The organism is Stenotrophomonas sp. FBCC-B152 (assembly GCF_059134105.1).
Window position 1 is genome coordinate 3,317,543 of sequence record NZ_CP101442.1, and the last position, 16,078, is coordinate 3,333,620.

Here is a 16,078-nt window from a genome sequence, read left to right on the forward strand (position 1 = left end):
GCAGTGGGGCGTAAATATACATACATGCATGTTTGTTTGTAAACGGGTACAATTCAGGCCGGTTTCATCCAGCACGTGCACACAGCGCCATGGCCAGAAAAACCAAAGAAGCGGCGCAGGCCACCCGGGAAGGCATCCTGGATGCGGCCCAGAGCTGTTTCCACGAATTCGGGGTCGCCAACACCAGTCTGGCGATGATCGGCGAGCGCGCGGGCTATACCCGCGGCGCGGTGTATTGGCATTTCAAGAACAAGACCGAAGTGCTGACGGCGATGATCGATCGCGAGCGGGTACCGTTCATCGAGCGGTTGCGGCGGACGACTTCGTCACGGCGCAACACGCCGGTGCTGGACCTGCGCTCGGCGTTGCTGGTCTCGTTCCAGGAACTGGCCACGGACGAGCGGCTGCGCAACATGATGGAGATCATGCTGCGCAACGATCTTTCGGTGGAAAGCCAGGCCATGCAGCAGCTGCAGCTGGAGGCGTCGCGTGAGGAGCTGGCCATTTTCGCGGCCGCCTTCCAGCGCGCGGCCTCGCTGGGCCAGTTGCGCCCGGGGGTGGACGTGGACACGGTGGCACGCATCGTCAGCACCAGCCTGACCGGCGTGATGTACAGCGCGATGCTGGAACCGGAATTGTTCGAGCTTCAGCGCGATGGCCAGCAGACGATGGACGCGATCTTCGGCGCCTTCGTGATGCCGGGTGTGTTTACCCCGGGTGCGCCGCCTACTGCGTTGCCGACTGACGACGAGGTTTGATTCGGCGGCGCGGCTTGAAAGCTTGAAAGCAGCGTCTTGATTGATCCGTGCTGGGGAGGCCGACGGGCAGCCCCCTACGGGACACGCCGTAAATACATCCATGTAGGCTTGGCAAAAACATCCATGTTTTTGACAGTCCCTACGGGGGCTGCCCGCCGGCCTCCCCTTCATGCATTGCGCGGGCGGCTGGGAAGAGCAGCCACGCAGGGCGGGGCTCTACGCGAGCGACACGGGGCGGGTAGGGTCGGTTCGCAAACGACTGCCGTGAACGCTGCAACGTTCGGTTACGCATGACCTCGATCGCAGAAGGCCGTTACCGCCTGATCAACGCAAACAAAAAAGGCGGCACCGAAGTGCCGCCGTTTCTGATTCAACGTCCAATCTGTTACAGGATGTAGCGGCTCAGGTCCGGATCCTTGACCAGCTCGCCCAGGTGCTTGTCGACGTAGGCGGCATCGATGGCCAGGGTTTCGCCATCGCGGTCCGGTGCTTCGTAGCTCAGCGAATCCAGCAGGCGCTCCAGCACGGTGTGCAGGCGGCGGGCGCCGATGTTTTCCTGGCGCTCGTTGACCTGGAACGCGATTTCGGCGAGGCGATCCACGGCTTCATCGGTGAAGTTCACGGTCACGCCTTCGGTGGCCAGCAGCGCTTCGTACTGCTTGGTCAGCGCGGCCTTGGGTTCGGTCAGGATGCGCACGAAGTCCTGCTTGCTCAGGGCGCCCAGTTCCACGCGGATCGGGAAGCGGCCCTGCAGTTCGGGGATCAGGTCGCTCGGCTTGGCCAGGTGGAACGCGCCGGAGGCGATGAACAGGATGTGGTCGGTCTTGACCGTGCCGTACTTGGTGGACACGTTGGAGCCTTCCACCAGCGGCAGCAGGTCGCGCTGCACGCCTTCGCGGGAGACATCGCCACCGCCGACGTTGTCACCGCGCTTGGCGACCTTGTCGATTTCGTCGATGAAGACGATGCCGTGCTGTTCGCAGGCCTCGATCGCGGCGCTGCGGATGTCGTCTTCGTTGACCAGCTTGCCGGCTTCCTCTTCCACCAGCAGCGGGCGCGCGGCCTTGATGGTGACGGTGCGCTTCTGCGCCTTGCCGCCCCCCAGGCTGGAGAACATCTGGCGCAGCTGCTGGCCCATTTCTTCCATGCCCGGCGGGGTCATGATGTCCACGCCGATATTGGCAGCCACTTCCAGTTCGATCTCGCGTTCGTCCAGCTCGCCGTTGCGCAGCATGCGACGGAACTTGATGCGGGTTTCGTTGTCCTGTGCGGACGGTTCGTTGCGGGCCGCTTCCGGGTCGAAGCCGATGCCGCCGGCACGGCGCGGCAGCAGTGCGTCGAGGATGCGGTCTTCGGCGCGCTCTTCGGCCTGGTTGCGCACGCGCACCTTGGCCATTTCGCGGTACAGCTTGACGGCGGTATCGGCCAGGTCGCGGATGATCTGCTCGACATCCTTGCCGACGTAACCGACTTCGGTGAAGCGGGTGGCTTCCACCTTGACGAACGGGGCCTTGGCCAGGGTGGCCAGGCGGCGCGCGATTTCGGTCTTGCCGACGCCGGTCGGGCCGATCATCAGGATGTTCTTGGGCATGACTTCATCGCGCAGCTCGGCCGGCAGCTGCATGCGCCGCCAGCGGTTGCGCAGGGCGATGGCCACGGCGCGCTTGGCATCGTGCTGGCCGACGATGTGGCGGTCCAGCTCCTGCACGATTTCGCGCGGGGTCATGGTGGCGGAAGACGATTCGTTGTTGTGCGGCATGGGTGCGCTCACAAAAAATTCTGGAGGAATGGTGGGGCTGACCGGATGCGGATCAAACACGTAACGGCGACGTAGAGCCACGCCCTGCGTGGCTGGACGGGTAACGCTGCCACGCAGGGCGTGGCACTACGAGGTTTGACCCGCAGGGTCAAAGCTCCTCGACCACCACGTTGCGGTTGGTGTAGATGCAGATGTCGCCGGCGATGTTGATCGATTCGGTGGCGATGGTGCGGGCATCCAGTTCGGTGTGCGCCAACAGTGCACGCGCGGCGGACAAGGCGTAGGAACCGCCGGAGCCGATCGCGATGATGCCGTCTTCCGGTTCGATCACGTCACCGGTGCCGCTGATGATCAGCGAGGTGTCCTTGTCGGCCACAGCGAGCAGCGCTTCGAGCTTGCCCAGGCGGCGTTCGGTACGCCAATCCTTGGCCAGCTCCACGGCGGCACGCTGCAGCTGGCCATGCTTTTCCAGCTTGGCTTCAAACAGCTCGAACAGGGTGAAGGCGTCGGCGGCGGCACCGGCGAATCCGGCCAGGACCTGGCCCTCGCGGCCCAAACGGCGCACCTTGCGCGCATTGCCCTTCATGACGGTGTGGCCGAGGGTGACCTGGCCATCGCCGGCGACGGCGACATGGCCGTTGCGGCGCACCGAAATGATGGTGGTGGCGTGAAACACGTTGGGATTCTGACTGGGGTCCATGGAGCCTCCGGGGTGACAAGAACAGAGGTGGGGCCACCTGCCGGTCCTTCAAGCCGCCCTGCCCTGCGCCCGGGTGACGCAGTGGCCCGGTTCAGCTTTCGTTGTCGCCCGTGCGCCGCTTTGCCCGTGGATGCGCGGCGTCGTAGACCTTGGCCAGGTGCTGGAAATCCAGGTGGGTGTAGATCTGGGTGGTGGCGATATCGGCATGGCCCAGCAGTTCCTGCACGCCGCGCAGGTCACCGGAGGATTCCAGGATATGGCTGGCGAAACTGTGCCGCAGCATGTGCGGGTGCACGTGCTTGAACAGGCCCTGGCGCTGGGCCAGCTGGCGGATCCGGATCTGCACGGCGCGCTGGGTGATCGGCCCGCCCTTGCGCCCGGGGAAGACCGGCTGCCCATCGCCGCCGCCATTCTCCGCACGCCATCCCAGCAACGCCTCGCGCGCGTGCGAGCCGAACGGCACGCGGCGCTGGCGATTGCCCTTGCCGAGCACGTTGACCAGGCCGGTGGCGAAGTCGAGGTCGCGCCAGATCAACGCGCACAGTTCACTCAGGCGCAGGCCGGAGGAATAGAACAGTTCGAGCAGCGCGCGGTCGCGCAGGCCGAGTGGTGCGTCGGTAGGCAGTTCCACCAGGCGCACGGCTTCGTCGGCATCAAGCACCTGCGGCAGTTTGCGCGGTGCCTTCGGGGCCTTCAGGCCGGCAGCGGGACTGACTGCGATGCGGTGATGCTTGAGCAGCCACGCGTAGAAGCTGCGGCAGGCCGACAGCCTGCGCTGCAGTGATTTTGGCGCCAGCCCGCGGCGATGTTCGGCTGCGATGAACTGGCGCAGCTGCGCGCCATCGATTCCTTCGGCGCTGCCCTCCTGCTCGGTCGCCCAGGCATCGAGGGCGGCCAGGTCACGCCGGTAGGCATCCAGCGTGTGCGCCGACGCGCGGCGCTCCACCTGCAGGTACCCGAGGAAATCCTGGACGGCGTTCATGCGGGTTCGCGCCGGCGCGGTCTCAGGCCGGGTCGAAGCGCTTGAGTGCCACGACCAGCGCTTCGCCCATCATGCGCAGGAACAGCGTGCCCATGCCCGGGTAGAAACGGTTGCCATCATGGCTGCCCACCGCGATCAGGCCCACGCCCGGCAGCGGCAGCAATGCGCTGGACTGCACTTCATCCACGCGCCCGCCGTACAACACGGTGTTCTTTTCCGGCTGCAGGCGGCCGCAGATCGGCTCGCCATCCTTCAGGCAATCGCGGAACGACGCCAGCAGCGGGCTGCCCTCTTCGATCACCTGCAGCCATGGCGCCTGCTCCAGGCCCTGCACCGGGTGCAGCACCACCAGCCGCACCAGGTCACCGGCGAAGTCTTCTTCCAGCGAGGCGGCCATGGCGCGCAGGGTATCGGCAGCGCTGTCCTGCTTCATCAGTGCCAGCGTCAGCTGGTGGGTGCGCACAGCCAGGCGTTCGTTGACCTGTGCGTTGGCGGCCAGGTCAGCCAGCCGGCGCGACAGCTCGCGGTTCTTGTCGCGCAGCACTTCCAGCTGGTAGCTGGCCAGCGACGCAGTGGGGCCATCGTCGCGCGGCACCACCAGGGTCAGCGCCAGGTCCGGGAACTGTTTCAGGAACGCCGGGTGCCGGCGCAGCCACGCGGCGACTTCATGCGCGCCGATCTTCTCGATGGTGTCGCTCATGCGTTCCACTCCCCTTCGAAGACGAATGCGGCCGGGCCGGACATCACCACCTGGGCGTCGTCGGCCGGCCAGCGCAGGCGCAGGTCGCCACCCGGCAGCGACACCGTGGCATCGCGCTGCAGGCGGCCGCGCTGCATCATCACCACGGCGGCGGCGCAGGCGCCACTGCCGCAGGCCAGCGTTTCGCCGACGCCACGTTCGAACACGCGCAGGCGTGCATGCTGCGGATCGATCACCTGCACGAAGCCGACATTGACCGACTGCGGGAAGGTCGCGTGCTGCTGCAGCAGCGGGCCCAGCCGTTCGACCGGTGCGGCGTCGACCAGCCCGACTTCGATCACGGCATGCGGGTTGCCCATGGAAACTGCGCCGAAGCGCACGGTATCGCCCTGCAGCGGCAGCAGGTATTCCTCGCGCGCACGGGCAAAGCCCAGCAGCGGCACCTGGTCCGGTTCGAAGCGCGGCACGCCCATGGCCACCGCGTAGTGGTCGGCGCCGATACGTTCAATGGCATGGGTGGCCAGCGGGCTGTCGATGTTGAAGCGCTCGCCCTGCGCCGCGCCATCGCGTACCAGCCAGGCCGCGACGCAGCGCGCGCCGTTGCCGCACTGTTCGGACTGCGAACCGTCCGAATTCCAGATGCGGTAGGCCGCAACCGAGCCTTCCGCGCGCGGCGGTTCGATGGTCAGGATCTGGTCACAGCCCACGCCGGTATGGCGGTTGGCCAGCTGGGCCGCCAGCGCCGGGGTGGGTGCCGGGGTACCGTCGCGCAGGTCGAGCACGACGAAGTCGTTACCCGCGCCGTGCATCTTGCTGAAGCGCAGCGCGGTGGAGGCGGCCTTACTCATTCCCGTCGTCGGACTTGAGCTGCGGGTCGACCGGATCGGGCACGACCGGCGGATCGTCGGTGGCGTTGGTCTCTTCCGGCGTGGCCTCGGCATCGGCGGCCGGCTCGACCACCTGCTCTTCGACCGGCACCGGCTTCTGCGGCATGACCAGCGGGCCCTTGTTGCCACAGGCCGAAAGGAACAGCAGCGCCAGCGCTGCCAACGGAATCAGGATGCGATTGCGATGGGGGATGCTCATTGGCCGAGTATAGCGGGGGTGGGGCCTCATGGCGCGGTATCGACGCCCAGCTGGTCCAGCACGAACGCGTACGATTCGGCCAGCTCCAGGTAACGCTGGAAGCGGCCGGACTTGCCGCCGTGGCCGGCCTCCATGTTCGTGCGGAACACGATCGGCGCGGTGCCGGTGTTGTCGTCGCGCAGGCGCGCCACCCACTTGGCCGGCTCCCAGTACTGCACCTGCGAGTCCCACAGCCCGGTGCCGACGAACAGCGACGGGTAGGCCTGGCGCTGCACGTTGTCATACGGGGAGTACCCCAGCATGTAGTCGTAGTACTCGCGGTTCTCCGGGTTGCCCCACTCGTCGTACTCGTTGGTGGTCAGCGGGATGCTGGCATCGAGCATGGTGGTCACCACGTCCACGAACGGCACCTGTGCCACCATCACCCGGTAATCCTGCGGGGCCTGGTTGGCCACCGCGCCCATCAGCAGGCCGCCGGCGCTGCCACCGGAGGCGGCCACCCGGTCCTTGGCGGCATAGCCCTGCTGGACCAGTGCGCGGGTGACATCGACGAAATCGTTGAAGGTGTTCTGCTTCTTCAGCAGCTTGCCGTCCTCATACCAGGCACGGCCCATTTCCTCGCCGCCGCGGATGTGCGCGATGGCATACACCACGCCGCGATCGAGCAGGCTGACCACGGTCTGGTTGAAGCCCGGATCCATCGACATGCCGTAGCTGCCGTAGGCGTACTGGTACAGCGCGCCGGTACCGTCCTTCCTGAAGCCGTTGCGGTAGACCAGCGACACCGGCACCCTGGCGCCGTCACGCGCGGTCACCCACACCCGCTCGGTGGTGTACTCCGCCGGGTCGTAGCCGATCACCGGCTGCTGCTTGAGCTGGCGGCGTTCGCCGGTGATGGTGTTGAGTTCGTAGGTGGTGGTCGGGGTGGTCAGCGAGGTATAGGCGTAGCGCAGCCACGGCGTATCCGCTTCGGGATTGGCGGCCAGGCCCATCGAGTAGGCCGGCTCGTCGGCCTTGACGTAGTCCTGGCGCCCATCGGCGAACAGCAGGCGCACCCGCTCCAGCGCGTTGGAGCGCTCGGCTATCGCGGTGAAGCCGTCGAACAGCTCGAAGCCTTCCACCAGCACGTTGTCATCGTGTTTGACCCAGTCGGTCCACTGGCTGCGTGCGGTGGCATCGGTGGGCGCGGTGACGATCTTGAAGTTCTTCGCGCCGGCATCGTTGGTGCGGATCACCCAGCGCCCACCGAAATGGTCGGCGTCGTATTCGACATCGCGCGCACGCGGTGCGAGCACGGTGAACTGCTGCGGGTTGGCGGCCGGTGCGTAGCGGCTTTCCGAGCTGACCGTGCTGTGCAGGTCGATGGTGATGAAGCGGTCGTCGCGGGTGCGGCCAACGCCCATGTAGAAGCTGTCGTCCTCTTCTTCGTACACCAGCACGTCGCTGCTGGTCGGGGTACCCAGCACGTGCTTCTTCACCCGCACGGTAAGCAGGGTTTCCGGATCGTTCTCGACATAGAACAGCGTGCGGTTGTCGTCGGCCCAGACCACGTTGGCGGAGACGTTCTCGATGCGGTCAGGCAGGATGTCGCCGGTACGCAGGTCCTTGAAGCGGATCACGTACTGGCGGCGGCCCACGTCGTCCTCGGCCCAGGCCAGCAGGTGGTTGTCCTGGCTGACGTCGGCATCGCCCACGTCGAAGTAGCCCTTGCCTTCGGCCATCGTGTTGAGGTCGAGCAGGATTTCTTCCGGCGCCTCCATGCTGCCCTTGCGGCGCGCCTGGATCGGGTAGTCCTTGCCGGTTTCGTAGCGGCTGTAATACCAGTAGCCGCGCTCGCGCGCGGGCACGCTGGCATCGTCCTGCTTGATGCGGCCGACGATTTCCTTGTACAGGCTGTCCTGCAAGGGCTTGAGCGGCGCCATGACCTGGTCGGTATAGGCGTTTTCCGCATTCAGATACGAAAGCATGGCCGGCGCTTCGCGCTTGTCGTCACGCAGCCAGTAGTAATCGTCATTGCGGGTGGCACCGAACGGGGTGGTGACCGCGTGCGGATGCTTCTCGGCGTCGGGTGGGGTCAGCGCGGGGGCGGCATGCACGGAAGCGGTCATCAGGGTGGCAACCAGGAAAGGGACAGGGGATTTCACGAGATAGGGCTCCTTGCCAGTGAATGCAATGGCAGCCAGTCTGGCGGCGCAGCGGCACCCACGGCAAGCACGCAGGCCCTCGCCTATCATGGCGTGCATGAGCACCCGCACCCCCACGGCCGGCTACAGCCGCCGCAGCCAGGAAATCGAACCCTTCCACGTGATGTCCCTGCTGGCCCGCGCACAGGCGTTGGAACAGGCCGGCCATGATGTGATCCACCTGGAGATCGGCGAGCCGGATTTCACCACGGCCGCGCCCATCGTGCAGGCCGGCCAGGTCGCGCTGGCCGCCGGGCATACCCGCTATACCGCCGCGCGCGGGTTGCCTGCCCTGCGTAAGGCCATCGCCGGTTTCTACGGCACCCGCTACAACCTGGACCTGGACCCGGAGCGGATCCTGGTCACCCCGGGCGGCTCCGGCGCGCTGCTGCTGGCCAGCAGCCTGCTGGTCGATCCGGACCGCCATTGGCTGCTGGCCGACCCGGGCTACCCGTGCAACCGCCATTTCCTGCGGTTGGTGGAAGGCGCGGCGCAGCTGGTGCCGGTGGGCCCCCAGACCGCCTACCAACTCACCCCGTCACTGGTGGATTCCCACTGGAACGCCGCCAGCGTCGGCGCCCTGGTGGCCTCGCCGGCCAACCCGACCGGCACGGTGTTGTCGGCGGCGGAGCTGGCTGAGCTGTCGCAGGCGCTGAAGGCGCGTGGCGGCCACCTGGTGGTGGATGAGATCTACCACGGCCTCACCTACGGCATGGATGCGTCCAGCGTGCTGCAGGTGGACGACGAGGCGTTCGTGCTCAACAGTTTCTCCAAGTACTTCGGCATGACCGGCTGGCGGCTGGGCTGGCTGGTGGCGCCCCCACAGGCCGTACCGGACCTGGAGAAGCTGGCCCAGAACCTGTACATCAGCGCGTCCAGCATCGCCCAGCACGCCGCGCTGGCCTGCTTCGAGCCGGACACCATCGCCATCTTCGAGCAGCGCCGCCACGCCTTCCAGGCGCGTCGCGATTACCTGCTGCCCGCCCTGCGCGCCTTGGGTTTCCGCATTGAAGTCGAGCCCGAAGGTGCGTTCTATCTCTACTGCGACGTCAGCGACTTCACCGATGACGCGCAGGCGTTCTGCGCGCACTTCCTGGAAACCGAGCACGTGGCGTTCACCCCGGGCCTGGATTTCGGTCATTACCGCGCCAACCAGCACGTGCGGCTGGCGTACACGCAGGAAATTCCGCGACTGGAAGAAGCGGTGGCGCGGATCGCACGCGGCCTGGACACGTGGAAGCGCACCGACCAACGGTCGGCGCCTACCGCCCGGTAAAAAAACGCCGCGCATCAAGCGCGGCGTTCAAAAGGGGTGGAGCCAACCAGACGCCCCACCACCCGGAGGCTATTTCAGGCGTTCCCACAGGAAGCTGTAGGCCAGCGCCGACATGTGCGCTGCCTGCGCATTGTTCGCCGCGCCGCCGTGGCCACCTTCGATGTTCTCGTAGTAGGTCACGTCCTTGCCCGCCTCGATCATCTTCGCCGCCATCTTGCGGGCATGGCCCGGGTGGACGCGGTCGTCACGGGTCGAGGTGGTGAACAGCACCGGAGGATACGTCTTCTTCGGGTCGAACAGGTGGTACGGCGAGAAGGTCTGAATGTACGCCCAGTCGGCGGTGTCGGGGTTGCCGTATTCGGCCATCCACGAGGCACCGGCCAGCAGGTGGCTGTAGCGCTTCATGTCCAGCAGCGGCACCTGCACCACCACGGCCCCGAACAGCTCCGGGTACTGGGTGAGCATGTTGCCGGTGAGCAGGCCACCGTTGCTGCCGCCCTGCACGCCCAGGTGCTTCGGCGAGGTGATCTTGCGGCTCACCAGGTCACGGGCGACCGCGGCCATGTCCTCATAGGCCTTGTGCCGGTTCTGCTTCAGCGCGGCCTGGTGCCAGCGCGGGCCGTACTCGCCACCGCCGCGGATGTTGGCCACCACGTACACGCCGCCCTTTTCCAGCCAGGCGCGGCCCATGCCGCCGGAGTACGACGGGGTCAGCGAAATCTCGAAGCCGCCGTAGCCGTACAGCAGGGTCGGGTTGGAGCCGTCCAGCTTCATGTCCTTGGCATGCACCACGAAGTACGGCACGCGGGTGCCGTCCTTGCTGGTGGCGAAGTGCTGCTCGATCACCTTGCCTTCGGCATCGAAGAACGCCGGCATGGTCTTGAGCACTTCCGGCTGCTTGCCGATCTCGGCCAGGGCCAGGGTGGTCGGGGTCAGGTAATCGGTGACGGTCATCCACACCGCATCGCTTTCATCGGCATCCACCGCGCCTACCGCCACGGTACCGAACGAGGGCGCGCCGGTGAACTCGCTCTTCTTCCAGCCGTCGGCCGACGGGGTCAGCACCTGCAGGCGGCTCTTGACGTCATCAAGCACGTTGAGCACCAGATGGTTCTTCGTCCAGCTTGAGCCGGCCAGCGAGGTGGTCTCGGTGGGGGCGAACAGCACCTCGAAGTCGCGCTTGCCGGCGATGAAGTCGTCCAACTTGGTGATCAGCAGCGAACCGGCGGCATAGGTCTTGCCACCCACCGTCCACGGATCGCGCAGTTCCAGGGTCAGCCACTGCCTGCGCAGGCCCTTCTCGGCCGAGTTCGGCGCATCGATCCTGGTCAGCGTGCCGTCGTCGGCGCGCAGGTAGATCTCGTTGTTGTAGAAGGCCAGCGTGCGGCTGACCAGGTTGCGCTCATAGCCGGGCGTATCGTCGTGCATCGCCGCGATGTACATGTCATCGGGCTTGCCTTCGTAGACCACGCTGGCCGCCGACAGCGGCGTGCCGCGCTTCCACAGCTTGGCCACCCGCGGGTAGCCGGAGGTGGTCATGCTGTCCTTGCCGAAATCGGTGTAGACGAACACGGTGTCGCGGTCGATCCAGCCCAACCCGCCCTTGGATTCGGGACGGAAGAAGCCGTCCTTGATCCAGCTCTTGTTGGACAGGTCGAATTCGCGGGTCACGTCGGCATCGGCACCACCGCGCGACAGCGCGATCAGGCAGCGGGTGTACTCCGGGCGCAGGCATTCGGCGCCGTGCCACACCCAGTTCTCGCCTTCGGCCTTGTTCAGCGCGTCCAGGTCGAGCACGGTCTCCCACTTCGGGGCCGGCTTGCGGTACTCATCCAGCGTGGTGCGCCGCCACAGGCCGCGCTCATGCTGCTTGTCCTTCCAGAAGTTGTAGTAGTACTCGCCGATCTTCTGCACGCCGGGAATCTTGGCGTCCGAATCGAGCACCTCGCGGATGCTGGCTTCCATCTGCTTGAAGGCCGGGGTCTGGGCCAGGCGGCCTTCGGACTTGGCGTTCTGCTGCTTGACCCAGTCCAGCGATTTGTCGCCGGTGACATCTTCCAGCCAGGCGTAGGGATCGGCAGGGGTCTCAGCGGCCATCGCGGTTCCAGCGGCACCAGCAGAGAACAGGCCTGCCATCAGGCAGGCAGAGGCGAGTCGTGACATTGCGGCTCCAGGCGGTCATATCCCCCGGACGCTATCACACGGCCTGCCCCGCTCCCCCCTGTCGAAGGTCAGGGCGCGCGGTCCGGCGCGGCTGCAGCCGGGTGCGACGTTTGGCCTGGGGCCCGCGTCGGCGCTGGGCCTGGCGCAATAGACCCAGCGGCAGCTGGAACCTGTACAGGCTCCACCAGGCCAGGCACGGCATGCCCACCAGCCACAGCGGCAGCCAGCCCAGCCACTGGCTGTCGCCGCGCGCGGCCGGCCACACCAGGACCAAGGCGAGGCCGGCCAACGCGACCTGCCGGACCCAGCGCAGCACCTGCGGGTGAGGCGCTTGGTCCAGGCGTGCGGTGGACCGTGAAGGGGTGGAATGACGCGAAGACGACAAGGGCATGACACGACTCCGTGCGAAAGTGATGCACTACCTTGCCGGGCGCCCATCTCACAGGCTGCGACCTTCCGCGCTTCCGCCATTGACGTTCTTCGTCGTCCCACCCACCATGCCCCTGCACGCCACTGGAGCCTTCCGCCGCATGTCTTCGAACCGTCCGCTTTGCGTTGCCCTGCTGCTGTCGTCGCTGTCGCTGTTGGCCGCCTGCTCCTTTGGCGACAGCAAGCCGACCCCGCCGCCGGTGGCCAGTACCGCGACCAGCGCGCCGATCGACCTGCAGAAGTTCATGGGCACCTGGTATGTGATCGGCCGTGTGCCGAACCCGGTCGAGCGCGGCCACGTAGCCAGCGTCAACCAGTACACGCTGCGCGGCGACCAGAAGGTCTCCATCACCTATCGTTTCCGCGACGGCTTCTCCGAGCCGCAGCAGGAACTGACCGTACGCGCCTCGGTGGACGAGGAGAGCGGCAACCACAACTGGCGCACCTGGTTCTACAAAGTGGTGCCGACCCATACCCGCGTACTGGAAGTGGCGCCGGACTATTCCTGGGCGATGCTGGGTTACCCGGGCCGCGAGATGGCGTGGATCTTCGCGCGCAAGCCGGACATGGACAAAGAGCTGTACAAGGAACTGGCCACGCGCCTGCGCGACCAGTACGGGGTCAACACCGACAAGCTCAAGCGCGTGCCGCAGCACCCCGAGCAGGTGGACCGCCTGGGCTACGAGGTTCCGAACGTAAGGTAACGACGCCGGCCAGCGGTCCGGGGGCGTCGTCTATTCGCCTTACTTGCGCGAATACCGCCCCACCAGCCAATCGCCCAGCATCTGCAGCAGCTGGACCAGCACCAGCAGCAGCACCACGGTGACCAGGGCAACGTCGGTGTGGGAGCGCTGGTAGCCGTCGCGGAACGCCAGGTCGCCCAGGCCACCCGAGCCGATCGCACCGCCCATGGCAGTGAAGCCGATCAGCGCGATCACGGTGACGGTGGCACCGGCGATCAGGCCCGGCCGTGCTTCAGGCAGCAGCACCCGGCTGACCAGCTGCCAGGTGGTGGCGCCCATCGCCTGGCTGGCTTCGATCACGCCGCGGTCCACTTCGCGCAGCGCGGTTTCCACCAGGCGCGCGTAGAACGGCGCCGCGCCGATCACCAGCGGCACGATCGCACCGCGCACGCCGAGCGAGGTGCCCATCATCCACAGCGTGATCGGAATCAGCACGATCATCAGGATGATGAAGGGCACCGAGCGCAGCAGGTTGACCAGCAGCGCCAGCCCGCCGTACAGCACCGGCTTGCGGTGCAGCTGCGGCGAACCGGTCAGGAACAGCAGCACGCCCAGCGGCAGGCCGATGGCCAGGGTAAGCGGCAGCGAGCCGGCCAGCATCAGCAGGGTGTCGATGGTTGCCTGGCCGATATCGGCCCATTTGGCCGCGTCTAGATGGCGGAAGAAGCCGCCCGCAGTCGCGATGATCATCGGCGCAGCTCCTCCAGGTGGACGCCGGCGGCAACGAAGCCGGCCTGCGCGGCCTGCACGTCGCCGCCCACCAGCGACACCGTCAGCTGGCCATATGGGGTGTCTTTGATGCGGTCGATGCGACCGGACAGGATGTTGTAGTCCACCCCCGTCTCGCGGGCGATGCGGCCCAGCACCGGCTCATAGGTATCGGTGCCGAGGAAGGTCAGGCGCACGATGCGCCCGGCCACGGCGTCGAAATCCTTGTGCAGCTCGCCTTCGTCGACCTGCTCGGATTCGTTGACGAAGCGGCGCGTGGTCGGGTGCTGCGGGTGCAGGAACACCTCGGTGACCGGCCCGGTTTCCACCAGGTGGCCGGCGTCGAGCACGGCCACGCGGTCGCAGACGCGGCGGATCACATCCATCTCGTGGGTGATCAGCACGATGGTCAGGCCCAGCTCGCGGTTGATCCGGCCCAGCAGCTTGAGCACCGAGGCGGTGGTCTGCGGGTCCAGCGCACTGGTGGCCTCGTCGCACAGCAGGATCTGTGGCCGCGTCGCCAGCGCGCGCGCGATGCCGACGCGCTGCTTCTGGCCGCCGGACAGCTGCGCCGGGTACTTGTTGGCGTGCGCTTCCAGGCCCACGGTATGCAGCAGTTCGCTCACCCGGGCGTCGATGTCCGCACGCGGAGTGCCGGCCAACTCCAGCGGGAACGCCACGTTGGCCGCCACGGTGCGCGACGACAGCAGGTTGAAGTGCTGGAAGATCATGCCGATCTTCCGCCGCAGCGCGCGCAGGCCATCGCTGTCCAGCGCGGTGACGTCCTCGCCGTTGATCAGCAGGCGCCCACCGGTGGGTTCCTCGAGCCGGTTGATCAGCCGGATCAGGGTCGATTTGCCCGCGCCGGAATGGCCGATGATGCCGAACACTTCGCCGGCCTCGATGGTCAGGTCCAGCGGCTGCAGCGCGGCGATCGCGCGGCCGCCGACGGCATAGGATTTGTGCAGGCGCTGGAACTCGATCACTTCGCGGTCAACCGGGGCATCGACGGGAGGGGGCGTGCAGCCTACCAGCGCGGGACGGCCCTGGCCCGCGCGGCAGATTGGAATCATATTCCGTTTGATTATAAGGAAGCGTCATCGCCCGCCCGGCGGGCCTCAGGGGTGGTCCAGCGGCTGCGGCGCACGGACCTGGCGAACCCGCTCGCGGTGCAGCAGGTACAGGCCCGAGGCCACGATGATGGCCGCACCCAGCCAGGTGAACCGGTCCGGCAGCACGCCCCAGAACGCCAGGTCCCAGCCGATCACCCAGACCAGCCCGGTGTATTCCAGCGGGGCGATCAACGAAGCTTCGCCGAGCTGGAAGGCGCGGGTCAGGGCTACCTGGCCCCCGGCCCCGGCCAGGCCCATCCCGGCGATCAGCGCGGCGTGGCCCAGCTGCAGCGGTTGCCAGTCCGGGATGGCCAGCAGGCCCGCGCCCAGCGCCAGGATCACCAGGAACCACACCACCATGGACTGCGGGGTATCGGTGCGGGTCAGCATGCTGACCGTGATCGCGGCCACCGCATAGGCCGTGGCCGCCAGCAGCACCATCAGCCCAGGCACGGAGATGAAGCCGTCCACGCCGGGGCGCAGCACCACCAGCACCCCGACCAGGCCGATGCCGATGGCGATCCAGCGGCGCGGCCCGACATGCTCACCCAGCAGCGGCACCGACAGCGCCGCGATCAGCAGCGGGGCGACAAAGTAGATGGTGTAGGCGGTGGACAGCGGCAGGCTGCGCAGCGCGAACACGAAACAGCCGATCATCGCCATGCCCAGCAGGCCGCGCAGCAGGTGCAGGCCCCAGCGCACCGGGATGAGCGAGCGCGGTCCGGCGGTGGCCAGCACCCAGACCAGCACGAACGGCAGCGAGGCCGCGCCGCGCAGGGAGGTGACCTGCAGGGTCGGGTAGCTGGAGGAGAGCTGCTTCATGCCCGCATCCATCAGCGAGAAGCAGGCCACGGCCATCAGCATCCAGGCCACGGCACGGGAGGGGGAGCGTTGGGTGTTCATGGCCCATTATCGCCGCCCCTGCCGGGACGTCCATGCGCGGTTGGTTAGAATGGGGGCTTCACCTGCAGGAGAATCCCCATGCCCTCGTTTGACGTCGTTTCCGAAGTCGACATCCACGAACTGACCAACGCGGTCGACCAGGCCAACCGCGAGCTGTCCACCCGCTTCGACTTCAAGGGCGTGGATGCCAAATTCGTGCTGGAAGACAGCGTGATCAGCCAGTCCGCCCCGAGCGACTTCCAGCTGCAGCAGATGACCGACATCCTGCGCCAGCGCCTGACCGCGCGGAAGATCGACGCCGCCTGCCTGGAATTTGGCGACATCGAAACCAACCTCGCCGGCGCCCGCCAGAAGATCACCGTGAAACAGGGCATCGAGCAGAAGGTGGCCAAGAAGATCGCGGCAGCAATCAAGGAAGCCAAGCTCAAGGTCGAAAGCCAGATCAACGGCGACAAGCTGCGCGTGACCGGCAAGAAGCGCGACGACCTGCAGGACGTGATGGCCCTGCTGAAAAAGGGAACGTTCGAGGTCCCGCTCCAGTTCGACAATTTCCGCGACTGATCCAGCGCGCCGGGT

16 protein-coding genes are annotated in these 16,078 nt (G+C 66.7%); 4 read left to right on the forward strand and 12 right to left on the reverse strand.

Annotated elements, in window-relative coordinates:
- Positions 1 to 89 precede the first annotated feature (89 nt).
- Positions 90 to 758 carry a TetR family transcriptional regulator gene (locus tag NMB40_RS15210; RefSeq protein WP_494358957.1) on the forward strand — a complete coding sequence of 223 codons (669 nt, stop codon included), beginning with the start codon at positions 90 to 92 and terminating at the stop codon, positions 756 to 758.
- Between the two features lie 385 nt (positions 759 to 1,143).
- Here the strand turns inward: NMB40_RS15210 and hslU are convergent, their stop codons facing one another.
- The 7 genes from hslU to NMB40_RS15245 form a co-directional block, all read right to left on the reverse strand.
- Positions 1,144 to 2,517 carry an ATP-dependent protease ATPase subunit HslU gene (hslU, locus tag NMB40_RS15215; protein ID WP_448144018.1) on the reverse strand — a complete coding sequence of 458 codons (1,374 nt, stop codon included), beginning with the start codon at positions 2,515 to 2,517 and terminating at the stop codon, positions 1,144 to 1,146.
- Between the two features lie 148 nt (positions 2,518 to 2,665).
- Complete coding sequence (gene hslV, locus NMB40_RS15220; RefSeq protein WP_017356659.1) at positions 2,666 to 3,217, reverse strand: ATP-dependent protease subunit HslV; 552 nt, start codon at positions 3,215 to 3,217, stop codon at positions 2,666 to 2,668.
- A gap of 91 nt (positions 3,218 to 3,308) precedes the next feature.
- Complete coding sequence (gene xerC, locus NMB40_RS15225; RefSeq protein WP_494358958.1) at positions 3,309 to 4,199, reverse strand: tyrosine recombinase XerC; 891 nt, start codon at positions 4,197 to 4,199, stop codon at positions 3,309 to 3,311.
- Between the two features lie 22 nt (positions 4,200 to 4,221).
- Entirely contained in the window at positions 4,222 to 4,899 is a 678-nt protein-coding gene (locus NMB40_RS15230; protein ID WP_282246685.1) for a DUF484 family protein, read from the reverse strand.
- Positions 4,896 to 5,747 carry a diaminopimelate epimerase gene (gene dapF / locus NMB40_RS15235; RefSeq protein ID WP_093533983.1) on the reverse strand — a complete coding sequence of 284 codons (852 nt, stop codon included), beginning with the start codon at positions 5,745 to 5,747 and terminating at the stop codon, positions 4,896 to 4,898. The genes NMB40_RS15230 and dapF overlap by 4 nt, the downstream gene beginning before the upstream one ends.
- Positions 5,740 to 5,985, reverse strand: a complete 246-nt coding sequence (gene lptM, locus NMB40_RS15240; RefSeq protein WP_448143596.1) for an LPS translocon maturation chaperone LptM — start codon at positions 5,983 to 5,985, stop codon at positions 5,740 to 5,742. The genes dapF and lptM overlap by 8 nt, the downstream gene beginning before the upstream one ends.
- Before the next feature lie 26 nt (positions 5,986 to 6,011).
- Positions 6,012 to 8,093, reverse strand: coding sequence for a S9 family peptidase (locus NMB40_RS15245; RefSeq protein ID WP_494361087.1), 2,082 nt, complete (start codon positions 8,091 to 8,093; stop codon positions 6,012 to 6,014).
- Between the two features lie 133 nt (positions 8,094 to 8,226).
- Between NMB40_RS15245 and NMB40_RS15250 the strand changes: the two genes are divergently transcribed.
- Positions 8,227 to 9,444: a pyridoxal phosphate-dependent aminotransferase gene (locus NMB40_RS15250; protein WP_494358959.1), complete on the forward strand. Its 1,218-nt coding sequence runs from the start codon at positions 8,227 to 8,229 to the stop codon at positions 9,442 to 9,444.
- Positions 9,445 to 9,513: 69 nt separating this feature from the next.
- Here NMB40_RS15250 and NMB40_RS15255 read toward each other — a convergent pair whose 3' ends face one another.
- Together NMB40_RS15255 and NMB40_RS15260 are read right to left on the reverse strand one after the other, a co-directional pair.
- On the reverse strand, positions 9,514 to 11,607 hold the full coding sequence (locus NMB40_RS15255; protein ID WP_494358960.1) for a prolyl oligopeptidase family serine peptidase: 2,094 nt from the start codon (positions 11,605 to 11,607) through the stop codon (positions 9,514 to 9,516).
- Positions 11,608 to 11,641: 34 nt separating this feature from the next.
- Entirely contained in the window at positions 11,642 to 11,998 is a 357-nt protein-coding gene (locus NMB40_RS15260; protein ID WP_494358961.1) for a hypothetical protein, read from the reverse strand.
- A gap of 139 nt (positions 11,999 to 12,137) precedes the next feature.
- Here NMB40_RS15260 and NMB40_RS15265 point away from each other — a divergent pair, with 139 nt between their 5' ends.
- A complete protein-coding gene (locus NMB40_RS15265; RefSeq protein WP_494358962.1) occupies positions 12,138 to 12,740 on the forward strand; it encodes a lipocalin family protein in 603 nt (200 codons plus the stop codon).
- Positions 12,741 to 12,779: 39 nt separating this feature from the next.
- Here the strand turns inward: NMB40_RS15265 and NMB40_RS15270 are convergent, their stop codons facing one another.
- The 3 genes from NMB40_RS15270 to NMB40_RS15280 form a co-directional block, all read right to left on the reverse strand.
- A complete protein-coding gene (locus tag NMB40_RS15270) occupies positions 12,780 to 13,469 on the reverse strand; it encodes a methionine ABC transporter permease (protein ID WP_282246675.1) in 690 nt (229 codons plus the stop codon).
- Positions 13,466 to 14,473, reverse strand: a complete 1,008-nt coding sequence (locus tag NMB40_RS15275) for a methionine ABC transporter ATP-binding protein (RefSeq protein WP_409187491.1) — start codon at positions 14,471 to 14,473, stop codon at positions 13,466 to 13,468. The genes NMB40_RS15270 and NMB40_RS15275 overlap by 4 nt, the downstream gene beginning before the upstream one ends.
- A 132-nt stretch (positions 14,474 to 14,605) precedes the next feature.
- On the reverse strand, positions 14,606 to 15,502 hold the full coding sequence (locus NMB40_RS15280; protein WP_494358963.1) for a DMT family transporter: 897 nt from the start codon (positions 15,500 to 15,502) through the stop codon (positions 14,606 to 14,608).
- Positions 15,503 to 15,580: 78 nt separating this feature from the next.
- Here NMB40_RS15280 and NMB40_RS15285 point away from each other — a divergent pair, with 78 nt between their 5' ends.
- Positions 15,581 to 16,063, forward strand: a complete 483-nt coding sequence (locus NMB40_RS15285) for a YajQ family cyclic di-GMP-binding protein (RefSeq protein WP_494358964.1) — start codon at positions 15,581 to 15,583, stop codon at positions 16,061 to 16,063.
- Positions 16,064 to 16,078 lie beyond the last annotated feature (15 nt).